The organism is Pantoea sp. Tr-811 (genome assembly GCF_011752535.1).
Classification (GTDB): Bacteria; Pseudomonadota; Gammaproteobacteria; order Pseudomonadales; family Pseudomonadaceae; genus Aquipseudomonas.
Window position 1 is genome coordinate 157457 of the sequence record NZ_VWXJ01000006.1, and the last position, 17159, is coordinate 174615.

16 protein-coding genes are annotated in these 17159 nt (G+C 63.6%); 13 read left to right on the top strand and 3 right to left on the bottom strand.

Features of this window, described 5'->3' with window-relative positions:
- Window positions 1-26: 26 nt before the first annotated feature.
- Window positions 27-1256: an acyl-CoA dehydrogenase gene (locus tag F3J44_RS11550; protein WP_167065129.1), complete on the bottom strand. Its 1230-nt coding sequence runs from the start codon at window positions 1254-1256 to the stop codon at window positions 27-29.
- 139 nt (window positions 1257-1395) lie between these two features.
- Here F3J44_RS11550 and F3J44_RS11555 point away from each other — a divergent pair, with 139 nt between their 5' ends.
- The 12 genes from F3J44_RS11555 (at window position 1396) to F3J44_RS11610 (ending at window position 13772) form a co-directional block, all read left to right on the top strand.
- A complete protein-coding gene (locus tag F3J44_RS11555) occupies window positions 1396-2322 on the top strand; it encodes a LysR family transcriptional regulator (protein WP_167272429.1) in 927 nt (308 codons plus the stop codon).
- A 165-nt stretch (window positions 2323-2487) separates the two neighbouring features.
- Window positions 2488-3642, top strand: coding sequence for a cysteine desulfurase family protein (locus F3J44_RS11560; RefSeq protein WP_167272431.1), 1155 nt, complete (start codon window positions 2488-2490; stop codon window positions 3640-3642).
- Between the two features lie 255 nt (window positions 3643-3897).
- Window positions 3898-4806 carry a LysR family transcriptional regulator gene (locus F3J44_RS11565; protein ID WP_240158328.1) on the top strand — a complete coding sequence of 303 codons (909 nt, stop codon included), beginning with the start codon at window positions 3898-3900 and terminating at the stop codon, window positions 4804-4806.
- Window positions 4807-5028: 222 nt separating this feature from the next.
- Window positions 5029-5859 carry a transporter substrate-binding domain-containing protein gene (locus F3J44_RS11570; RefSeq protein WP_167272433.1) on the top strand — a complete coding sequence of 277 codons (831 nt, stop codon included), beginning with the start codon at window positions 5029-5031 and terminating at the stop codon, window positions 5857-5859.
- Window positions 5860-6035: 176 nt separating this feature from the next.
- Window positions 6036-6734, top strand: coding sequence for an amino acid ABC transporter ATP-binding protein (locus F3J44_RS11575; RefSeq protein WP_240158339.1), 699 nt, complete (start codon window positions 6036-6038; stop codon window positions 6732-6734).
- A gap of 10 nt (window positions 6735-6744) precedes the next feature.
- On the top strand, window positions 6745-7416 hold the full coding sequence (locus F3J44_RS11580; RefSeq protein ID WP_167272439.1) for an amino acid ABC transporter permease: 672 nt from the start codon (window positions 6745-6747) through the stop codon (window positions 7414-7416).
- Between the two features lie 10 nt (window positions 7417-7426).
- Window positions 7427-8092, top strand: coding sequence for an amino acid ABC transporter permease (locus F3J44_RS11585; RefSeq protein ID WP_167272441.1), 666 nt, complete (start codon window positions 7427-7429; stop codon window positions 8090-8092).
- 49 nt (window positions 8093-8141) lie between these two features.
- Window positions 8142-9017, top strand: a complete 876-nt coding sequence (locus F3J44_RS11590) for a dihydrodipicolinate synthase family protein (protein WP_167065153.1) — start codon at window positions 8142-8144, stop codon at window positions 9015-9017.
- Window positions 9018-9074: 57 nt separating this feature from the next.
- The gene (locus F3J44_RS11595; protein ID WP_167272444.1) at window positions 9075-10355 is read left to right on the top strand and encodes an FAD-binding oxidoreductase; all 1281 of its coding nucleotides are present in this window, start codon (window positions 9075-9077) and stop codon (window positions 10353-10355) included.
- A complete protein-coding gene (locus F3J44_RS11600; protein ID WP_167272446.1) occupies window positions 10352-11833 on the top strand; it encodes an aldehyde dehydrogenase family protein in 1482 nt (493 codons plus the stop codon). Before F3J44_RS11595 ends, F3J44_RS11600 begins: the two co-directional genes overlap by 4 nt.
- A gap of 10 nt (window positions 11834-11843) precedes the next feature.
- On the top strand, window positions 11844-12863 hold the full coding sequence (locus tag F3J44_RS11605) for a proline racemase family protein (RefSeq protein WP_167272449.1): 1020 nt from the start codon (window positions 11844-11846) through the stop codon (window positions 12861-12863).
- Between the two features lie 201 nt (window positions 12864-13064).
- A complete protein-coding gene (locus F3J44_RS11610; protein ID WP_167065165.1) occupies window positions 13065-13772 on the top strand; it encodes a GntR family transcriptional regulator in 708 nt (235 codons plus the stop codon).
- Window positions 13773-13873: 101 nt separating this feature from the next.
- Here the strand turns inward: F3J44_RS11610 and F3J44_RS11615 are convergent, their stop codons facing one another.
- The gene (locus F3J44_RS11615) at window positions 13874-16273 is read right to left on the bottom strand and encodes a membrane-bound PQQ-dependent dehydrogenase, glucose/quinate/shikimate family (RefSeq protein ID WP_370526733.1); all 2400 of its coding nucleotides are present in this window, start codon (window positions 16271-16273) and stop codon (window positions 13874-13876) included.
- 203 nt (window positions 16274-16476) lie between these two features.
- On the opposite strand from F3J44_RS11615, the gene F3J44_RS11620 reads away from it, so the two are divergent.
- Complete coding sequence (locus F3J44_RS11620; RefSeq protein ID WP_167065168.1) at window positions 16477-16719, top strand: DUF1654 domain-containing protein; 243 nt, start codon at window positions 16477-16479, stop codon at window positions 16717-16719.
- A 7-nt stretch (window positions 16720-16726) separates the two neighbouring features.
- Here F3J44_RS11620 and F3J44_RS11625 read toward each other — a convergent pair whose 3' ends face one another.
- A complete protein-coding gene (locus F3J44_RS11625; protein WP_167065171.1) occupies window positions 16727-17152 on the bottom strand; it encodes a GTP pyrophosphokinase in 426 nt (141 codons plus the stop codon).
- Between the last annotated feature and the right edge of the window lie 7 nt (window positions 17153-17159).

Consider the following 17159-nt stretch of genomic DNA (forward strand, 5'->3'; position numbering starts at 1 on the left):
AATAGGCCAGCACAGGGTTAATTAAATCACCGCCCGCTGCGCAACATTTCCGCCGGCACATACTTGCCAATCTCGTACTTGCCAATCGCCGCCCGGTGTACCTCGTCCGGCCCATCGGCCAGGCGCAGGGTTCGCTGCATGGCGTACATGTAGGCCAGCGGGAAATCGCCACTGACCCCTGCCCCACCATGAATCTGGATCGCCCGGTCGATCACCTTCAACGCCACGTTCGGCGCCACCACCTTGATCTGCGCAATCTCGCTGCGCGCCACCTTGTTACCCACCGTGTCCATCATGTAGGCCGCTTTCAAGGTCAGCAGGCGCGCCATGTCGATTTCCATGCGCGAGTCGGCAATCTTGTCAACGTTGCCGCCCAGCCGCGCCAGGGGCCGGCCAAAGGCGGTGCGCGCTACTGAGCGCCTGCACATCAATTCCAGCGCCCGCTCGGCCATGCCGACCGAGCGCATGCAATGGTGAATACGGCCAGGCCCCAGGCGCCCCTGGGCAATCTCGAAGCCACGGCCCTCGCCGAGCAACACATTCTCATAGGGCACCCGCACGTTCTCGAACAGCACTTCGGCATGGCCGTGGGGAGCATCGTCATAGCCGAACACGGGCAATGGGCGAACGATCTTCACACCGGGTGCATCGGTGGGCACCAGCACCATCGAATGCTGCTGGTGGCGCGGCGCATCGGGGTTGGACAGGCCCATGAAGATCATCACCTTGCAGCGCGGGTCGCAGGCGCCGGAGGTCCACCACTTGCGGCCGTTGATCACCCACTGGTCGCCGTCGCGCATGGCGGTGGCCGCCATGTTGGTGGCGTCCGAAGAGGCCACGTCCGGCTCGGTCATGGCGAACGCCGAACGGATTTCGCCACGCAGCAGCGGCTCCAGCCACTGGCGCTTCTGCGCCTCGCTACCGTAGCGCACCAGCACCTCCATGTTGCCGGTGTCCGGCGCCGAGCAGTTGAACGGTTCCGGCCCCAGCAGCGAACGGCCCATGATCTCGGCCAGCGGCGCGTACTCCATGTTGTTCAGGCCAGCGCCGTATTCCGACTCGGGCAGAAACAGGTTCCACAGGCCTTCGGCGCGGGCCTTGGCCTTGAGTTCTTCCATGATCGCGGTGGGCTGCCAGCGGTCGCCCTCGGCCACCTGGCGTTCGAACACCGGCTCGGCGGGGTAGACGTGGGCGTCCATGAACGCGGTGACGCGCTCGCGCAGCGCCTGGACCTTGGGTGAATAGGCGAAATCCATTGGGGCTACCTTCATGGTTCGGAATAGATGGGCAGAGCCTAGAGCAGCCCACCCCGATCTACCTAGTCTATTTTCCGCGTGTATAAACATTCATAACCGATATATGATCGGCCCATAACTCCAACAAAGAGCGGCGCCCATGAACCTCAGCAAGGTCGACCTCAACCTGTTCATCGTGTTTGACGCGATCTACACCGAAGCCAACCTGACCCGCGCCGGGCAGATCGTCGGCATCACCCAGCCGGCCGTCTCCAATGCCCTGTCGCGCCTGCGCGAAACCTTCAACGACCCGCTGTTCGTGCGCACTGCCCAAGGCATGGTGCCCACGCCCATGGCGCAGAACATCATCGGCCCGGTACGCAACGCCCTGGCCCTGCTGCGTACCTCGGTGCAGGAAAGCCGCATCTTCAACCCGCAACAGGCGAACAAAACCTTCCGCATCAGCATGACCGACCTCACCGAGGCGGTGATCCTTCCGCCCCTGTTCCAGCGCCTGCGCCGCCTGGCCCCGGCCGTGCTGATCGAGAGCTTTCTGTGCAAGCGCCGCGAAACCACCAAGGAACTTGCCGCCGGGCGCCTGGACTTCGCCGTCGACGCCCCGCTGAACACCGACCCGCAGGTTCGCCACGTGAAGCTGATGCAGGACCGCTACGTCTGCGCCCTGCGCCAGGGCCACCCCCTGGCCGATACCAAGCTGACCCTCGACAACTACCTGGGCATGACCCACATCCATATTTCCAGCCGCCGCAATGGCCTGGGCTATGTCGACCTGGCGCTGGGCAAGATGGGCGTGCAGCGCAAGGTTGCCTTGCGCTCCCAGCACTACCTGATGGCTTCGCAGGTGCTGCAGCAGACCGACATGGCGATGACCGTGCCCGAGCGCTTTGCCCGCCGCCACCAATTGCGTTTCCAGCCCCTGCCGGTGGATGTACCGCCATTGGAAACCCACCTCTACTGGCATGAGAGCACGGACCAAGACCCGGCCAACCGCTGGATGCGCGAGCAGATCATCGAGCTGTGCCAACGGGTGGTTGCCGAAGAGGAACGGGCACTGGAGCCCGCTTGACCCGTCCGGGCGAAGATTTCTATTCCCTGACAACCTAACCTTATAGAAAAATATTCTCGAAAAGGCCGCTGACTACAGCATAAAAGGAAAATCCATTTTCGCCTGAACGGGTAGGCTGGGTGCAATGATTGCCGATTCCACGGCAACACTGCACGGACTTGCCGCATGCCTAGCGCCCCGCTCTACTTCGACTACGCCGCCACCACCCCGGTCGATGACCGGGTGATCGAAACGATGCTCACCTGCCTTGGCCGCCAGGTGAATTTCGGCAACCCCGCCTCCAGTGGCCATGCCTATGGCCAGGCCGCGCGCGAAGTGGTCGAGCTGGCCCGCCAGCAAGTTGCCGACCGCGTGGGTGCAAGCGCCGATGACATCGTCTGGACCTCGGGCGCCACCGAATCCAACAACCTCGCCCTCAAGGGCATCGCCCAGGGCTTCGGCCAACCGGGCCACCTGATTACCAGCCAGCTGGAGCACAAGGCCGTGCTCGACACCGTCAACGAACTGGAGCGCCAAGGCTGGGCCATCACCCGGCTGGCGCCGGATGCCGCGGGCCTGATCCAGCCCTATGCCGTGCAAGCCGCCCTGCGCGTCGACACCCGCCTGGTATCGCTGATGGCAGTCAACAACGAGCTGGGCACGGTCACCGACTTCGCCGCCATTGGCGAACGGGTGCGTGCCCATGGCGCCCTGCTGCACGTGGATGCCGCCCAGGCAGTGGGCAAGCTGGCCATTGACCTGCGCGCCCTGGCAGTGGACCTGATGTCGTTCTCGGCGCACAAGGTGTATGGCCCCAAGGGGATCGGCGCCTTGTACGTAGGCCCACGCGCCCGGGCACTGATGCGTGCGCAGATTCACGGTGGCGGCCATGAGCGTGGGCTGCGCTCGGGCACCTTGCCCAGCCATCAGATCGTCGGCATGGGCAGTGCCTTTGCCTTGGCCGGCGAACCCGGCGACCACGAACACCAGCGCCTGCAGCAGCTTGCCGAACGGCTGCGCAACGGGTTGCTGGCACTGCCTGGGGTGAGCCTCAATGGTTGCGCCGAGCAACGCATTCCCCACACCTTGAACCTGCGGGTCGACACGCCCGGGTTCAACAGCGCGGCACTGGCCAGTGAGTTGGCGCTGTCCACCACCTCGGCGTGCAATTCGGCAAGCAATGCAGCCTCCCACGTGCTGCTGGCCCTGGGCCTGGATGATCAGCAAGCGCGCAAGAGCGTACGGGTGAGCATCGGGCGCTTCACCAACGAGGCGGAAATCGACCACGCCATCGAAGTGTTCCGCCGCACCCTGGCCTCTGCATCGCCGGCGTTGTGGTAAGCGCGCCGCGCTCGCGCCATGGAACGAACCGTAGATATCTGATCAACCCATATTCCTGTAGGAGCGGGCTTGACCCGCGAAGCAGGCACCGCGGTATAGGGCACCGGCTTCGCCGGTGTTCGCGGGGCGAGCCCGCTCCTACAAGGTGCTCGTGAAATCTGACGCTGCCTGGCTAGCTTGAACCCATCCATAATGTGCGTTAAATCTGAATTTTCTTTAGCTAAGTTATCGGATTACTCACGCATGATAAAAAAAATGCCCTTGCACCAAGTCAGTGATTTCGACCTGAGGCTGCTGCGCGTCTTCAAGACCGTGGCCGAATGCGGCAGTTTTTCCGGGGCCGAGAGTGTGCTTGGCATTACCCGCTCGGCCATCAGCCTGCACATGGGCGACCTGGAAAAGCGCTTGGGCATGCGCCTGTGCCAACGGGGCCGGGCCGGCTTTGCCCTGACCGATGAGGGCCGCGAAGTGCTGCGCGCCAGCGAAACCGTGCTGGTGGCCATCGAAGGCTTTCGCAGTGAAGTGAACCAGATGCACCAGCAACTGCGCGGCGACCTCAACGTGGCCATCGTCAACAACCTGGTCACCCAGCCGAAAATGCGCATCACCCACGCGCTCAAGGCGGTGCGCGCCGAGGGCAGCGGCGTGCGTATCAACCTCAGCATGAGCACCCCCGGCGAGATCGAGCGCGGCCTGCTCGACGGCCGCCTGCACGTCGGCGCCGTGCCGTTGATCACGCCCCTGTCAGGCCTGGACTACAGCCTGCTGTACGAGGAACGCTCCAACCTCTACTGCAGCCACGACCACCCGCTTTTCGCCAGCGCCGCTACGGTCACCGACGCGCAACTGGCCCAGGCGGACGCGGTCATCCCCGTGTACCGCATGACCGCCGAAGCGATTGGCCTGCACCAGTTGCTGAACTTCGCCGCCTCCGCCACCGACCGCGAAGGCATTGCGTTTCTGATTCTCACCGGCAGTTACATCGGCTTCTTGCCCGACCATTACGCCGCCACCTGGGTCGATAAGGGCTTGATGGCACCCCTGGACCCCAGCCGCCTGTATTTCGACTCGAAGCTGGCTGTCGCCACCCGCAAGGGCCGCCGGCAGAACCTGATTCTCGAACGCTTCATCGAGGCGTTGCAGTTGACCGGCACCGCCGCGTAGCCCCATTTCCCCACCACACCCCCGCCAACGCCCTCGATCACCGGCAATGTGATCGAGGGCGTTTTTGCTTCAAAAAATTATTGAGGCCGTGTTGACAGCTGGCGGGAAATCGAAATAGCCTGAATGCATCTCTGCACACAATGCAGCACTCATAAAAAACACAGCGTTCGTTTTTCGCTTGCTCTTCTGTCTACAAGAACAACTCACCGGAGAGATTTGGAAATGGCACGGCTTACTTCACGCAATATCGGCCGCCTCGCCGGCCTTGGCGCGGCGCTCTGGCTCATGCAGCCGCTCGCCCAGGCCGACACCGCCCACTGGCAGGCTGTGCAGCAGGCTGGCGTGCTGCGCTGCGGCGCAGCGGTCGCGGCGCCCTACGTGATGCGCGACCCCGCCAGTGGCCAGTACAGCGGGTTCTTCGTCGACCTGTGCCGCGACTTCGCCGAGCACGTGCTGAAGGTCAAGGCACAGTTCGTCGACACCAGTTGGGACAACCAGGTAGCCGGGCTGCAGAGCGGTAAATGGGACATGGCAATGGCGCTGAACAACACCCCGGAGCGGGCCAAGGCAGTGGCCTTCTCGGTCCCCGCCACCGACTACCAGATCTCGTTGCTGGTCAACCGCAAGAACCCCAAGTTCAGCGCTGCCGGCAACAACCTGGGTGACTACGACAAGCCCGGCGTGACCATCGCCGTGATCTCCGGCACGGCCGCCGACAAGGCGGTGACCGCAGCGGTGAAGAACGCCACCCTCATGCGCCTGCCAGGCTCGGATGAAACGCGCATGGCGCTGATGTCCAAACGCGCCGACATCCTCGCCGACGCCAACGACACCAACCACCTGTTCGCCATGGCCAATGCCTGGGCCAACGAGGTGCTGCCGGTGCCGGCCCTGGCCAAACAAGGCGTGTCCTTCGCCCTGCCCCTGCAAACGCCCGCCGACGACATGGCCGAACTCGACGCCTACCTGACGCAGCAACGCGAAAGCGGTGAGATCGACAAGTTGGTGGACAAAGCCTCCGCCCAGATCCTTGCGGGCAACAAGGCCCCGTAATTCCTTGACGCGGCGAGGGCCCCAGCCAGGGCGCCCTCGCGGAGAGAACTGCTATGACGACTCCCCAACGGGTGGCTTCCCAGCCACAGGCTTCGCTCATCCCGAACATTGGCCAGGGCGGCGGCTTCATCCAGCTTCAAAACGTGCGCAAGGCTTACTCGGAACAGCTGGTGGTGATGGACGGCATGAGCCTGGACATGTGCGCCGACGACCGCCTGGTGATCATCGGCCCGTCCGGCAGCGGCAAGAGTTCACTGCTGCGCGTGCTGATGGGCCTTGAGGGCATCCAGGGCGGCAGCATCCAGTTCCAGGGCAAGGCGTACATCGACGGGGCGCGCAAGCAAGGCAAGCCCCTGGATGAACACCTGCACAAGCAGATCGGCATGGTGTTCCAGCACTACACCCTGTTTCCCCACCTGTCGGTGCTCGGCAACCTGATCCTGGCACCGGTCAAGGTGCACGGCCTGAGCAAGGCCCAGGCCACCGAAAAAGCCCGGGCCTACCTCGCCCGCCTGGGCCTGGAAAGCAAGCTCAACGCTTACCCCAGCCAACTCTCCGGTGGCCAGAAGCAGCGCGTGGCGATTGCCCGGGCGCTGATGCTGGAGCCACGCCTGATGCTGTTCGACGAAGTGACCTCGGCACTGGACCCGGAAATGGTCATCGAGGTGCAGAACGTGATGCTGCAGTTGGCCGAGCAGAAGATGGCCATGATCATCGTCACCCACGACATGCACTTCGCCCGCCATATCGCCACCCGCGTGGTGTTCTGCGCCAACGGCAAGGTGGTCGAGCAAGGCCCACCCGAACAGCTCTTCACCCAGCCTCGCGAAGCCCGCACCCGCGAGTTTCTCGAAAAGGTCGTGCAGTTCGATTGAGGGCTTGGCCATGACGTACCAATTCGACTTCCACTTTCTAAGCGGCACCCTGCCGGCGCTGCTCGACGGGCTGAAGGTCACCCTTGAGCTGGCGCTGGTCGCGAACCTGATCGGCCTGGTCTGCGGCTTTGTGCTGTGCCTGATGACCTTGAACCGCTGGTTCTTCGTGCGCTGGCCGGCGCAGCTGTTCATCGAGTTCTTCCGCTGCACCCCGGCGCTGCTGCAAATCATCTGGTTCTTCTATTGCGTGCCGATGCTGTTCGACGTGTTCATCGACCCCATCGCCATGGGCTTCCTGGCCTTGGGGCTGAACCTGACGGCGTTCAACGCCGAGGCCTACCGAGCCGGTGTTCAGGCGGTTCCGCGCGAGCACCTGGATGCCTCGATCGCCCTGGGCCTGAAAAGCTGGCAGCGCACGCTGTACGTGATTTTGCCGCAATCGCTGCGCAGTGCCCTGCCCGTGCTGATTACCAACGGCATCGGCACCCTGCAACAGAGCGCGCTGGTGGCCATCGTGGCGGTGGCCGACCTGATGTACGTCGGCAAAAGCCTGGCCACCGAAGCCTACCGCCCCCTTGAAACCTACACCCTGATCGCCCTGGTCTACTTCGCCCTGTCGCTGCCGGTTGCGCAGCTGGTGCAGTGGTTCGAGCGGCGCCAGGAATTGGCCGGCCAGCGCTGAGGAGCCCACCATGCCACTCGATTTCTCGGTTGTTCTGGCGTACTGGCCAGTGCTGCTCAAAGGCCTGCTGCTGACCTTGGCGTTCACCGGCGCCTGTGCCCTGCTGGGCAGCCTGCTGGGCTTCGTGGTCAGCATGCTGCGCCAAGTGAAGACCCCGCTGCTGCGCCTGCCGCTGACCCTCTACGTAGAGTTTTTCCGCGGCACGCCGCTGCTGATTCAGCTTTTCTGGGTGTTCTTCTGCTTCCCGGTGGTGTTCGGGCTGGACATCCCACCTTATGTGTCGGTGTTGATCGCCCTGACCCTGTTCATGGGCGCGATCACCAGCGAAACCTTCCGCGGCGCGCTGAAATCGATTGCCAGTGAACAGCACGATGCGTGCACGGCGCTGGGCCTGACGTCGAAGGTCAAGGTGCTCTACGTGATCTTCCCCCAGGCCCTTCTGCGTGCTGTACCACCGCTGCTGTCGAACATAGTCAGTTTGTTCAAAGAGAGCGCGCTGATCTCTTCAGTCGGTGTCGCCGACCTGATGTTTGTCGGACAAAACATTTCCAACAGCACCGCGCGCCCGGTCGAGTTCCTCTCGGCAGTCGCGGTGATTTATTTCCTCGTGGCCTTCCCACTGACCCGCTTGGTCGGTGTGGTCGAAGGGCGCTTGCTGCGCCGCTACGCCTATTGAAACGACCTGACCGGTCTTAATCACTGAAAAAACCACTCGGAGAATCATCATGAAACTGAACGGCATCCTGCCTGCTCTGGTTACCCCATTCGACGCCGCTGGCAAGGTCGACCACGACACCCTGGCCGCGATCCTGGAGCATCAACTCAAAGCCGGTGTAAGCGGCTTCGTACCCCTGGGTTCCACCGGTGAGTACTACGCCCTGGCCAACGACGAACGCCGCCAGATCCTCGCCACCGTGAAAGAAGTGGTGGGCGATCGCGGCACCCTGATCGCCGGCGCCAACGGCTCGTGCACCCGCGAAGTGCTGGAGCAAATCAAGCAAACCGTCGATGCCGGCTACACCAACCTGCTGATCGCCCCGCCTTACTACGCCCTGCCGTCCCAGGAAGAGTTGCTGGCCCACTACAACACCATTCTCGAAACCTTCCCCGAAATCAACGTGGTGCTCTACAACTACCCTATCCGTACCAACGTCGAAGTGGGCATGGATGTGATCGCCGCTCTGCACCAGCACCCACGGGTGATCGGCATCAAGGAAAGCAGCGGCAACCTGTTGCGCGCCATCGAAATCGGTGAAAAATACAAAGGCATCCAGCTGTCCTGCGGTTCCGACGACCAGGCCCTGGACTTCTACCTGTGGGGCGCCGACAGCTGGATCTGCGGCCCGGCCAACATCTTCCCGGAGAAGGTCGTGGCCTTCCACAAGGCCTTCACCAGCGGCGACATCCGTGGCGCCCAGCAGATCATGCGCAGCCTGTTCCCGGCCATGGCCAACCTGGAAAGCGGCAAGTTCGTGCAAAAGGTCAAGTACGGCGCCGAGCTGGCCGGCTTCAAGGTCGGCAATGCCCGCGCCCCGCTGCTGCCACTGACCGATGAAGAAAAAACCGAGTTCCGCAAGGCGTTCGAAGCAACCCAGCAGTAATGCTCCACGGGGCCGCCAGGCGGCCCCCTCGCACCTTTATCGATACGAGATAGACCCATGAACACCCCACAATCGTCATCGCAGAACGCCGTAGTCATCGGCGGCGGTATCGTCGGTGTGTGCTGCGCGCTGTACCTGCAGCGCGAAGGCCACAAGGTCACGCTGATCGACCCCGCCGCACCGGGCGACAGTACCGCCAAGTGGAGTTGCGGCCAGATGGCGGTCAGTGAAGTCATCCCGCTGTCCAAGCCCGGCATTCTGATGAAGATCCCAGGCTGGTTGCTGGACCAGAAAGGCCCCCTGGCCCTGCGCCCGAGCGCGCTGCCAGGCATCCTGCCGTGGTTCCTGCGCTTTCTGGCCTGCGCACGTTCGTCGAAGATCCATGAGATCGCCGAGGACATGGCCCGCCTGACCCAACACGTCTACACCGACTACGCCCCGCTGCTGGATGCCTGCCCGGACAAAACCTTGTTGGGCGACCGCCCTATCCTCGAAGTGTTCGACTCGCCAGCAGGGCTGGCCCACGAGCGCCCGCACCTGGAACTGCGCAAGCAGCTGGGCTTCAAGTCCGAAGAACTCGACGGCGCCGCCATTGGCGACCTCGAACCCGCACTGGCCGGCAAATTCCAGCATGGCCTGATGTTCCCTGACTGGCGCGCCGTCAGCGACACCGAAGGCTTTATCGCGGCGCTCACCGAGAGCTTCGTCCACCTAGGCGGCACTCGCCTGCGCCAAAGCGCCGTGAAGATCGACGAGAACCATGACCGTGCCAGCGGTGTAACCCTGGCCGACGGCACCCGGCTGCCAGCCGACCACGTGGTAGTCGCTGCAGGCACCGGTGCACGTTCGTTCTTCGACAGCCTCGGGGTGAGCATCCCGCTGGCGGGCATTGCCGGCTACCAGGCGGTATTGCCACAGCCCGGCGTGGAAATCCGCCATTCGGTGATCTACGCCGACGGCGGCTTCTGCTTCGCCCCGATGACCCGCGGCCTGCAGATCGGCGGCACCATCGAGTTCGCCGCCCCGGGCGCCGAGCCGAATTTCAAGCGCGCCGAAATCATCATGGAAAAGGCCCGCCGCGTGCTGCCCCAACTCAACACCCAGGGGATGACGTTCGGCGTCGGTTACCGGCCGTTCCTGCCGGACACCAAGCCGGTCATCGACCGCTCGCCCCGCCTGAACAACGTAATCATGGCCTTCGGCCACGGCCAGCTCGGCTTGACCCTGGGCGCCACCACCGGCCGCCTGGTGACTGACCTGGTCGCACAGCGCGCACCCGCACAAAGCCTGACCGCATTCAGCGCCCGTCGCTTCGCCCTTATTGGAGGTACAGCATGAACCGCTACGACCAGTTCTATATCAACGGCCAATGGGTCAGCCCGATCAATGGCGGCAGCTTCGAGTCCTTCGACCCCAGCGACGAGCGCCTGATTGCCACAGTGGCATCAGGTTGCGCCGAAGACGTCGACGTAGCAGTCAAAGCGGCCCGCGCCGCCTTCGACGAGGGCCCTTGGCCACGCCTGAGTGGCGCTGAACGTGGCGCCTACCTGCGCAAGATTGCCGACGGCATCCGTGCCCGCCAGGAAGAACTGGCTGAGATTGAAGTGCGCGACAATGGCAAGCCGTTCCCGGAAGCCATGTGGGACATCGGTGATACCGCTGGCTGCTTCGAATACTACGCCTACCTGGCCGAGGAACTGGACCGCAATCGCGAGAAGGATGTAACCCTGTCCGATGACCGTTTCAGCTCCATCGCCCGCAAGGAGCCGATTGGCGTTGCCGGGGCCATCGTGCCGTGGAACTTCCCGATGCTGATGGCTTCGTGGAAGATCGCCCCGGCATTGGCGGCAGGTTGCAGCATCATCCTCAAGCCCGCCGAGCAAACCTCGCTGACCGCCCTGGAACTGGCACGCATTGCCGACGAAGCCGGCCTGCCTGCCGGGGTGCTGAACATCGTCACCGGCCCAGGCTCCAAGGTCGGCGCAGCGCTGACCGCGCACCCTGGCGTGGACAAGCTGGCCTTCACCGGCAGCGTGCCGGTGGGCAGCCGCATCATGCAAGCCGCCGCCCAGGACATCAAGAACGTCACGCTGGAGCTGGGCGGCAAGTCGCCCTTCGTGATCTTCGCCGACAGCGACATCGAGCAGGCCGTCGAGTGGATCATGTTCGGCATCTTCTGGAACAAAGGTGAAGTGTGCTCGGCCACCTCCCGCGTGCTGGTCGAGCGTTCGGCCTATGAGCCGCTGCTCAAGCGCCTGGCCGAGGAAACCCGTAAGATCAAGATCGGCAACGGCATGGAAGAAGGCGTGCTGCTCGGCCCGCTGGTCAACCGCAGCCAGTACGACGGCACCCTGCAGGCCATCTCCCGTGGCCTGGAAGCCGGCGCACGGCTGGTGTGCGGCGGCGAGCGCCCGGCGCACCTGGACAAAGGCTTCTACCTGCAACCCACCGTGTTCGCCGACGTACCCGAAGACAGCTGGATCTGGAACGAGGAAATCTTCGGCCCAGTGGTGTGCATCCGCCCGTTCGATACCGAGGAAGAGGCCATCAAGTCCGCCAACAACTCGCGCTTCGGCCTGGGCGCAGCGGTCATGTCCAGGGACCTGGAACGCTGCGAGCGCGTCGCGCGCAAGTTCCGCGCGGGTATCGTCTGGATCAACTGCTCCCAGCCAACCTTCACCGAAGCGCCGTGGGGCGGCTACAAAACCAGCGGCATTGGCCGCGAGCTGGGCGAATGGGGCCTGAACAACTACCTGGAAACCAAGCAGATCACCCGCTACGACAGCGAACAGCCTTGGGGCTGGTACATCAAGTGAGGTAATACCCATGCGTTGGAAACAGACGCTTCAGCTGGCTGAAGTGCACTGCGAAGGCGAGATCGGCAAGGTCATCACCGGGGGCGTTCTTGGCGTTCCCGGTGCCACCATGCTCGACAAGATGAACTACATCAACGAGGTCGACGACAGCCTGCGTCGCCTGGTGACCCTGGAGCCGCGCGGCTGCCTGCAGATGTCGGTCAACCTGTTGCTGCCGCCAACCCGCCCTGAAGCCCATGCCGGTTTCATCGTACTGCAGGCCGACAAGGCCCACCCAATGTCCGGCAGCAACTGCATCTGCGTGGTCACCGCGCTGCTGGAGTTGGGCATGGTGCCGATGCAGGAGCCTGAAACCAGGGTGGTGCTGGACACTCCGGCCGGCCTGGTCACCGCGCGCGCCCAGTGCGCCGACGGGCGCTGCCTGAGCGTTTCGCTGGACATGGTGCCCGCCTTCGTCGAGCACCTGGACCTGGCCATCGAAACCGAAGCGTTCGGCACGATCAACATCGATGTAGCCTTTGGCGGCGTCTACTATGCCTTGATTGACGTCGAACAGACGGGCCTGTCGATCGCCCCGGAAAATGCCCGCGCCCTGGCCGATGCCGGCGTTGCATTGAAGGATGTGATCAATCGCCAGTTGAACATCCAGCACCCGCTGCTGCCTTCGGTCAACGAAGTGGCGTATGTGATGTTCCGCAACCGTCTGGACGATCGCACCTACCAAACCTGCACCACCCTGCCACCGGGGCGGGTCGATCGCTCCCCCTGCGGCACTGGCAGCTCGGCCAACCTGGCCACCTTGGCCGCACGTGGCAAGGTGCAGGCCGGTGACCAGCTGGTGTCGCGTTCGACCATCGGCGGGCAGTTCCAAGTGGCCTTGCTGGGCCACACCGAGGTCGCCGGCAAGCCGGCGGTACTGCCACGGGTGACCGGGCGCGCCTGGCTTTACGGCCTGCAGCAACTGGGCGTGGACCCGCACGACCCACTGGCGGCAGGCTTCATGCTCAGCGACACCTGGGGCGTGGGCTGAACCGCTGACGCGCCCCCCGCTGCGCCCGGCGAATGCCGGGCGCAGTTGCCTGCCTTGCAACCAGAAGCTCCCGGCGCCTGGATGACGCCCGTTTGACCAGGCGCCACGCCTTCCCTCATGCTGGAGCCACACCCAATCAGCAAAGACTGAATGTTCACCAGGCCTGGCCTGTATGATACGGCCCAGACCAACCGAGACCTGATGATGGCAAAAGATAACGACACCGAAAGCGGCCCTCGTCGGCACAGCGGGCGCTACATCTATGAAGAGCTGCGCAAGCAGATCCTCACCCTGAAACTCAAGCCCGGGGTCCAGCTGGATGAGGTATCCCTGGCGGCCCAGTTCGGGCTGTCCCGCTCGCCTGTGCGCGATGCCCTGGCCCGGCTGATTACCGAAGGCCTGGTGGTCATCCTGCCGAACCGCACCACGCTGGTGACGCCTTTCGAGATCGAGGAATTTCCCAACTACGTGTCGGCGCTTGACCTGATCCAGCGCGCCGTGACGCGCCTGGCGGCCACCCAGCATCGGGCTGAAGACCTGCAGGCGATTCGCGATGCCGACACGGCCTACCTGAACGCCGTGACCACCGGCGACTTCCAGGCCATGTCCGAGCGCAACAAGGCCTTCCACATGGCCATTGCCCATGCCGGGCGCAACCCCTACTTCATCACCTACTACGAGCGTTTGCTGGGTGAGGGGCAACGGTTGCTGCACCTGCATTTCGATCACGTGGTCAGCTCTGCCAGCGCCCACCGCCTGGGGCGCGACCATGATGAAATCATCGAAGCGATCGCGGCGCGGGACCCGGATGCAGCGGAAGCGGCGGCCCATGAGCACACCATGCTGTTCCAGCGGCGTTTCCTGGACTACATGCAGCAGAACCTGACGGCGCGCATGTCGGTGGGTTGAAGGTATACAGGGAATTGTGGCACGCCGCGGGTACGGCTACGCGGCCCCTCGTAGGAGCGAGCGTAGCTCGCGATGCGCCGCGCTAGCGGCGCTGTTTCCCGTTACGGCAGCGCGTAGGCGATCACGCTGTCACCACGTTTGTCAGAATGCGGCGATCCACCCGCAAAAATCACCACGTACTGCTTGCCGGTTTTCTCCGAGCGATAGGTAATCGGCCCGCTCTGGCTGCCCACTGGCAGGCGCGACTTCCAGATCTCTTCCCCGGTACGGCTGTTGTAGGCACGCAGGTAGAAGTCCTGGGTGCCGGCAAAGAACAGCAACCCGGACTTGGTAGCCAGCGACGGCCCCAGGGTCGGCATGCCCAGCGGCAGTTGCAGGCCGGTGGCGATGCCCAGCGGGCCCGTGTCCTGTACGGTGCCCACCGGCACTTGCCAGACCAGCTTGTGGGTTTTCAGGTTCACCGCCGACAGCGTGCCGAACGGCGGCGCCTGGCAGGGTACGCCCAACGGCGACATGAAGCGTTCGCGCCAGGTGCCGAATGGCGTGCCCTTCTGCACGATGATGCCCATGCCCTCACTGCTGCCGGTGCCCGGCGGGATGTCCTTGGCTGGCACCATGTTGTAGTGCAGGCCCAGGCGCAGGTCATTGACGAACATCAGGTGAGTGGTTGGGTCGACCGAGACACCGCCCCAGTTCATGCCGCCCAGCGAGCCTGGGTACTGGATCGCCCAGTCCTCACCCGGTGGCGTGAACACGCCCTCGTAGCGGCTGGACTTGAAGATGATCCGGCACATCAGCTGGTCGAACGGCGTGGCACCCCACATGTCCGATTCCTTGAGCACATCGTTGCCGATGTTCGGCATGCCCACGGAGTACGGCTGGGTGGGCGAATAGCGCTCGCCCGCCAGGTTGCCCTGAGGCACGGGGCGCTCTTCGATGTTGGCCAGCGGCTTGCCGTTGGTGCGGTCCAGCAGGTAGATCATGCCGGTTTTCGAGGTCACCGATACCGCCTTGGACACCGAACCGTCATCGTTGGGGATGTCGTAGATCAGCGGTTGACCGGTAACGTCGAAGTCCCAAATATCATGGTGCACGGTCTGGAACGACCACACAGGGCGGCCAGTGGCGACGTTGACGGCAACGATCGAAGAGCCGTATTTGTCGTCCGCTTCGGTACGGAAGCCCGCCCAGAAGTCAGGCGTGGCGTTGCCGGTTGGCAGGTAGACCATGCCTAGCTCAGCATCGTAGGACGCTGCCACCCACACGTTCGGGGTGCCACGGGTGTAGCCTTCTGGCGACAACGGCTCGCGCGTGACCTCAGGGTTGCCCGGATCCCAGGCCCACACCAGCGTACCGGTAACGGCGTCGAAGGCGCGAACCACCCCTGGCGGTTCACCGGTTTCGAAGTTGTCGATCACGCGGCCACCCACGATCACCAGGTTACCCGCCAACAGCGGCGTGGACGATTGCTGATAGTAGCCAGGCTTGACCTCGCCCATGCCGGCCTTGAGGTCGACGGCGCCGTTGTCGCCAAAGTTGGCCACCGGCTTGCCGGTGTGCGCATCGATGGCCATCAGGCGACCATCACCGGTCGGGAAGATCAGCCGCTGCGGGCTCACCGAAGCGTCCAGCGTTGCATCGGCGGCAACGCCTGGCACGTCAGCCACTTTCTTTGCCGACATGGCATCGAAGTAGGCCATGCCACGGCAGCGCTGGTAGGTGGAGTTACCTTTGCCCGCCGCGTAGCGCCAGTTTTCCTTGCCGGTGTCGATGTCGTAGGAAATCACCGTGCTGTAGGTGGTGCAGACATACAAGCTGTCACCGATTTGCAGCGGGGTGTTCTGGTCTTCGGCATCACCCACACCAGGCACCACTGCCTCACCGGTGTGCGCGGTCCAGGCCACTTTCAGGTCCTTGACGTTTGCCGGGGTGATGTCGCCAACCCGCGAGAAACGCGAGCCGTGGGTATCGCCCGCCCATGCCTTCCAGTCGCCGGGTTCTTTCTCGCCGGCTTGTACGGCCACGTCTTGCGCCGCCGCTACCGACTCGGCATCACGAATGATGTTCTTGGGCGTAAAGGCGCTTACCGCCGTGACCACGACACCGACCGAAGCCACCGCCCCCAAGGCCACGCCGGCCACGCGCGCATTGCGTGCACGGGTGAACAGGGGAATGGAGAAGGCAACCGCAGCACCAATGATGGCAAACGCGAACAACCGCGACAGCAGTGGCCAGAAGGTGAAGCCCACCTCCCACAACGCCCAGGCGCCGGTGTAGAGCACCACCAAGGCGATCAGCCCCACACCCAGCATCCGCCGGCGCATGATCAGGCCACCGGCGGCCACCAGCAGCAGGCCTGCGACCAGGAAGTACCAGCTGCCACCCAGCCAGGCCAACCAACCACCGCCGCCGATGAAGTACACACCGGCCAGCAGAATAATAGCGCCGAGGGTCGCGAGCCATGCTCGCCCCAACCGGCTTGGATTTACTTCATCTACCACGTTACAGCCCTTCCTAGGTTAACGAAGGGCAAATTGTCGCATGCGTACAGCACAACATACAAACTTGAAGCCAAACTTGTGCACATAACAAATGGCACGCACACCCGCGCCCTGGTGGCATTGAAGGAATGCGTTAGCCCAGTTGCGAAAAATCACGCGGTGAAATACTGTACGCACATACAGCACAACAAGGAATCGCCTCCGTGGCCAACACCGCCGAAGCAACCCCAAGCAGCTACCAGCAACTGGGCCTGCGCATCCAGAAAATCATCAACAACCCGCTCGCCCAGCGCAGCCGCGCCGCGCTGATCTTCCGCCTGGAACACGAGTCGCCAGACGACTGGGAAACGTTGCTGGAAGAAATTGCCGAGAACGACAACGTCACCCTCGCCCACCGCGACGATGGCGGCGTGCAGATTTTCTGGACGGTGCCCAAGGAAGATTGACCAAGGCTCAGGGCAATGCCTGCAGGTAGGCGCTGGCCTCGCGGTAACGGGCCAGCCGTGCCAAGTCGGCAGGGCCTGGGCATGGGATGCGGGAAAGGTCGCTGTTGTCGGCAAGGTCGGCGAGCTTCACCGTGCGCGCCAACGGGTCTACCCCCAGGCGCACGACAAAGTCCTGGTAGCTTTCGCCCTTGTTCCGGCTCAGCGCCAGCAGGGCTGCAAGAATCTTCAGCGGAAAGCCCTCGCGGGCCAGGTCGGATAACGTCAGTGGTGTGTCTTCGATCACGTCGTGCAGCACCGCGACAATGCGCTGCTCCGGCGTGCTAACCCGTAGCATCACCCGCAACGGGTGGAGGATGTAAGCCGCCCCACCCTTGTCGTACTGCCCTTCATGTGCCCTGGCGGCCACGGCAATGGCCCGCTCCAGCGTAGACATGAGGCCT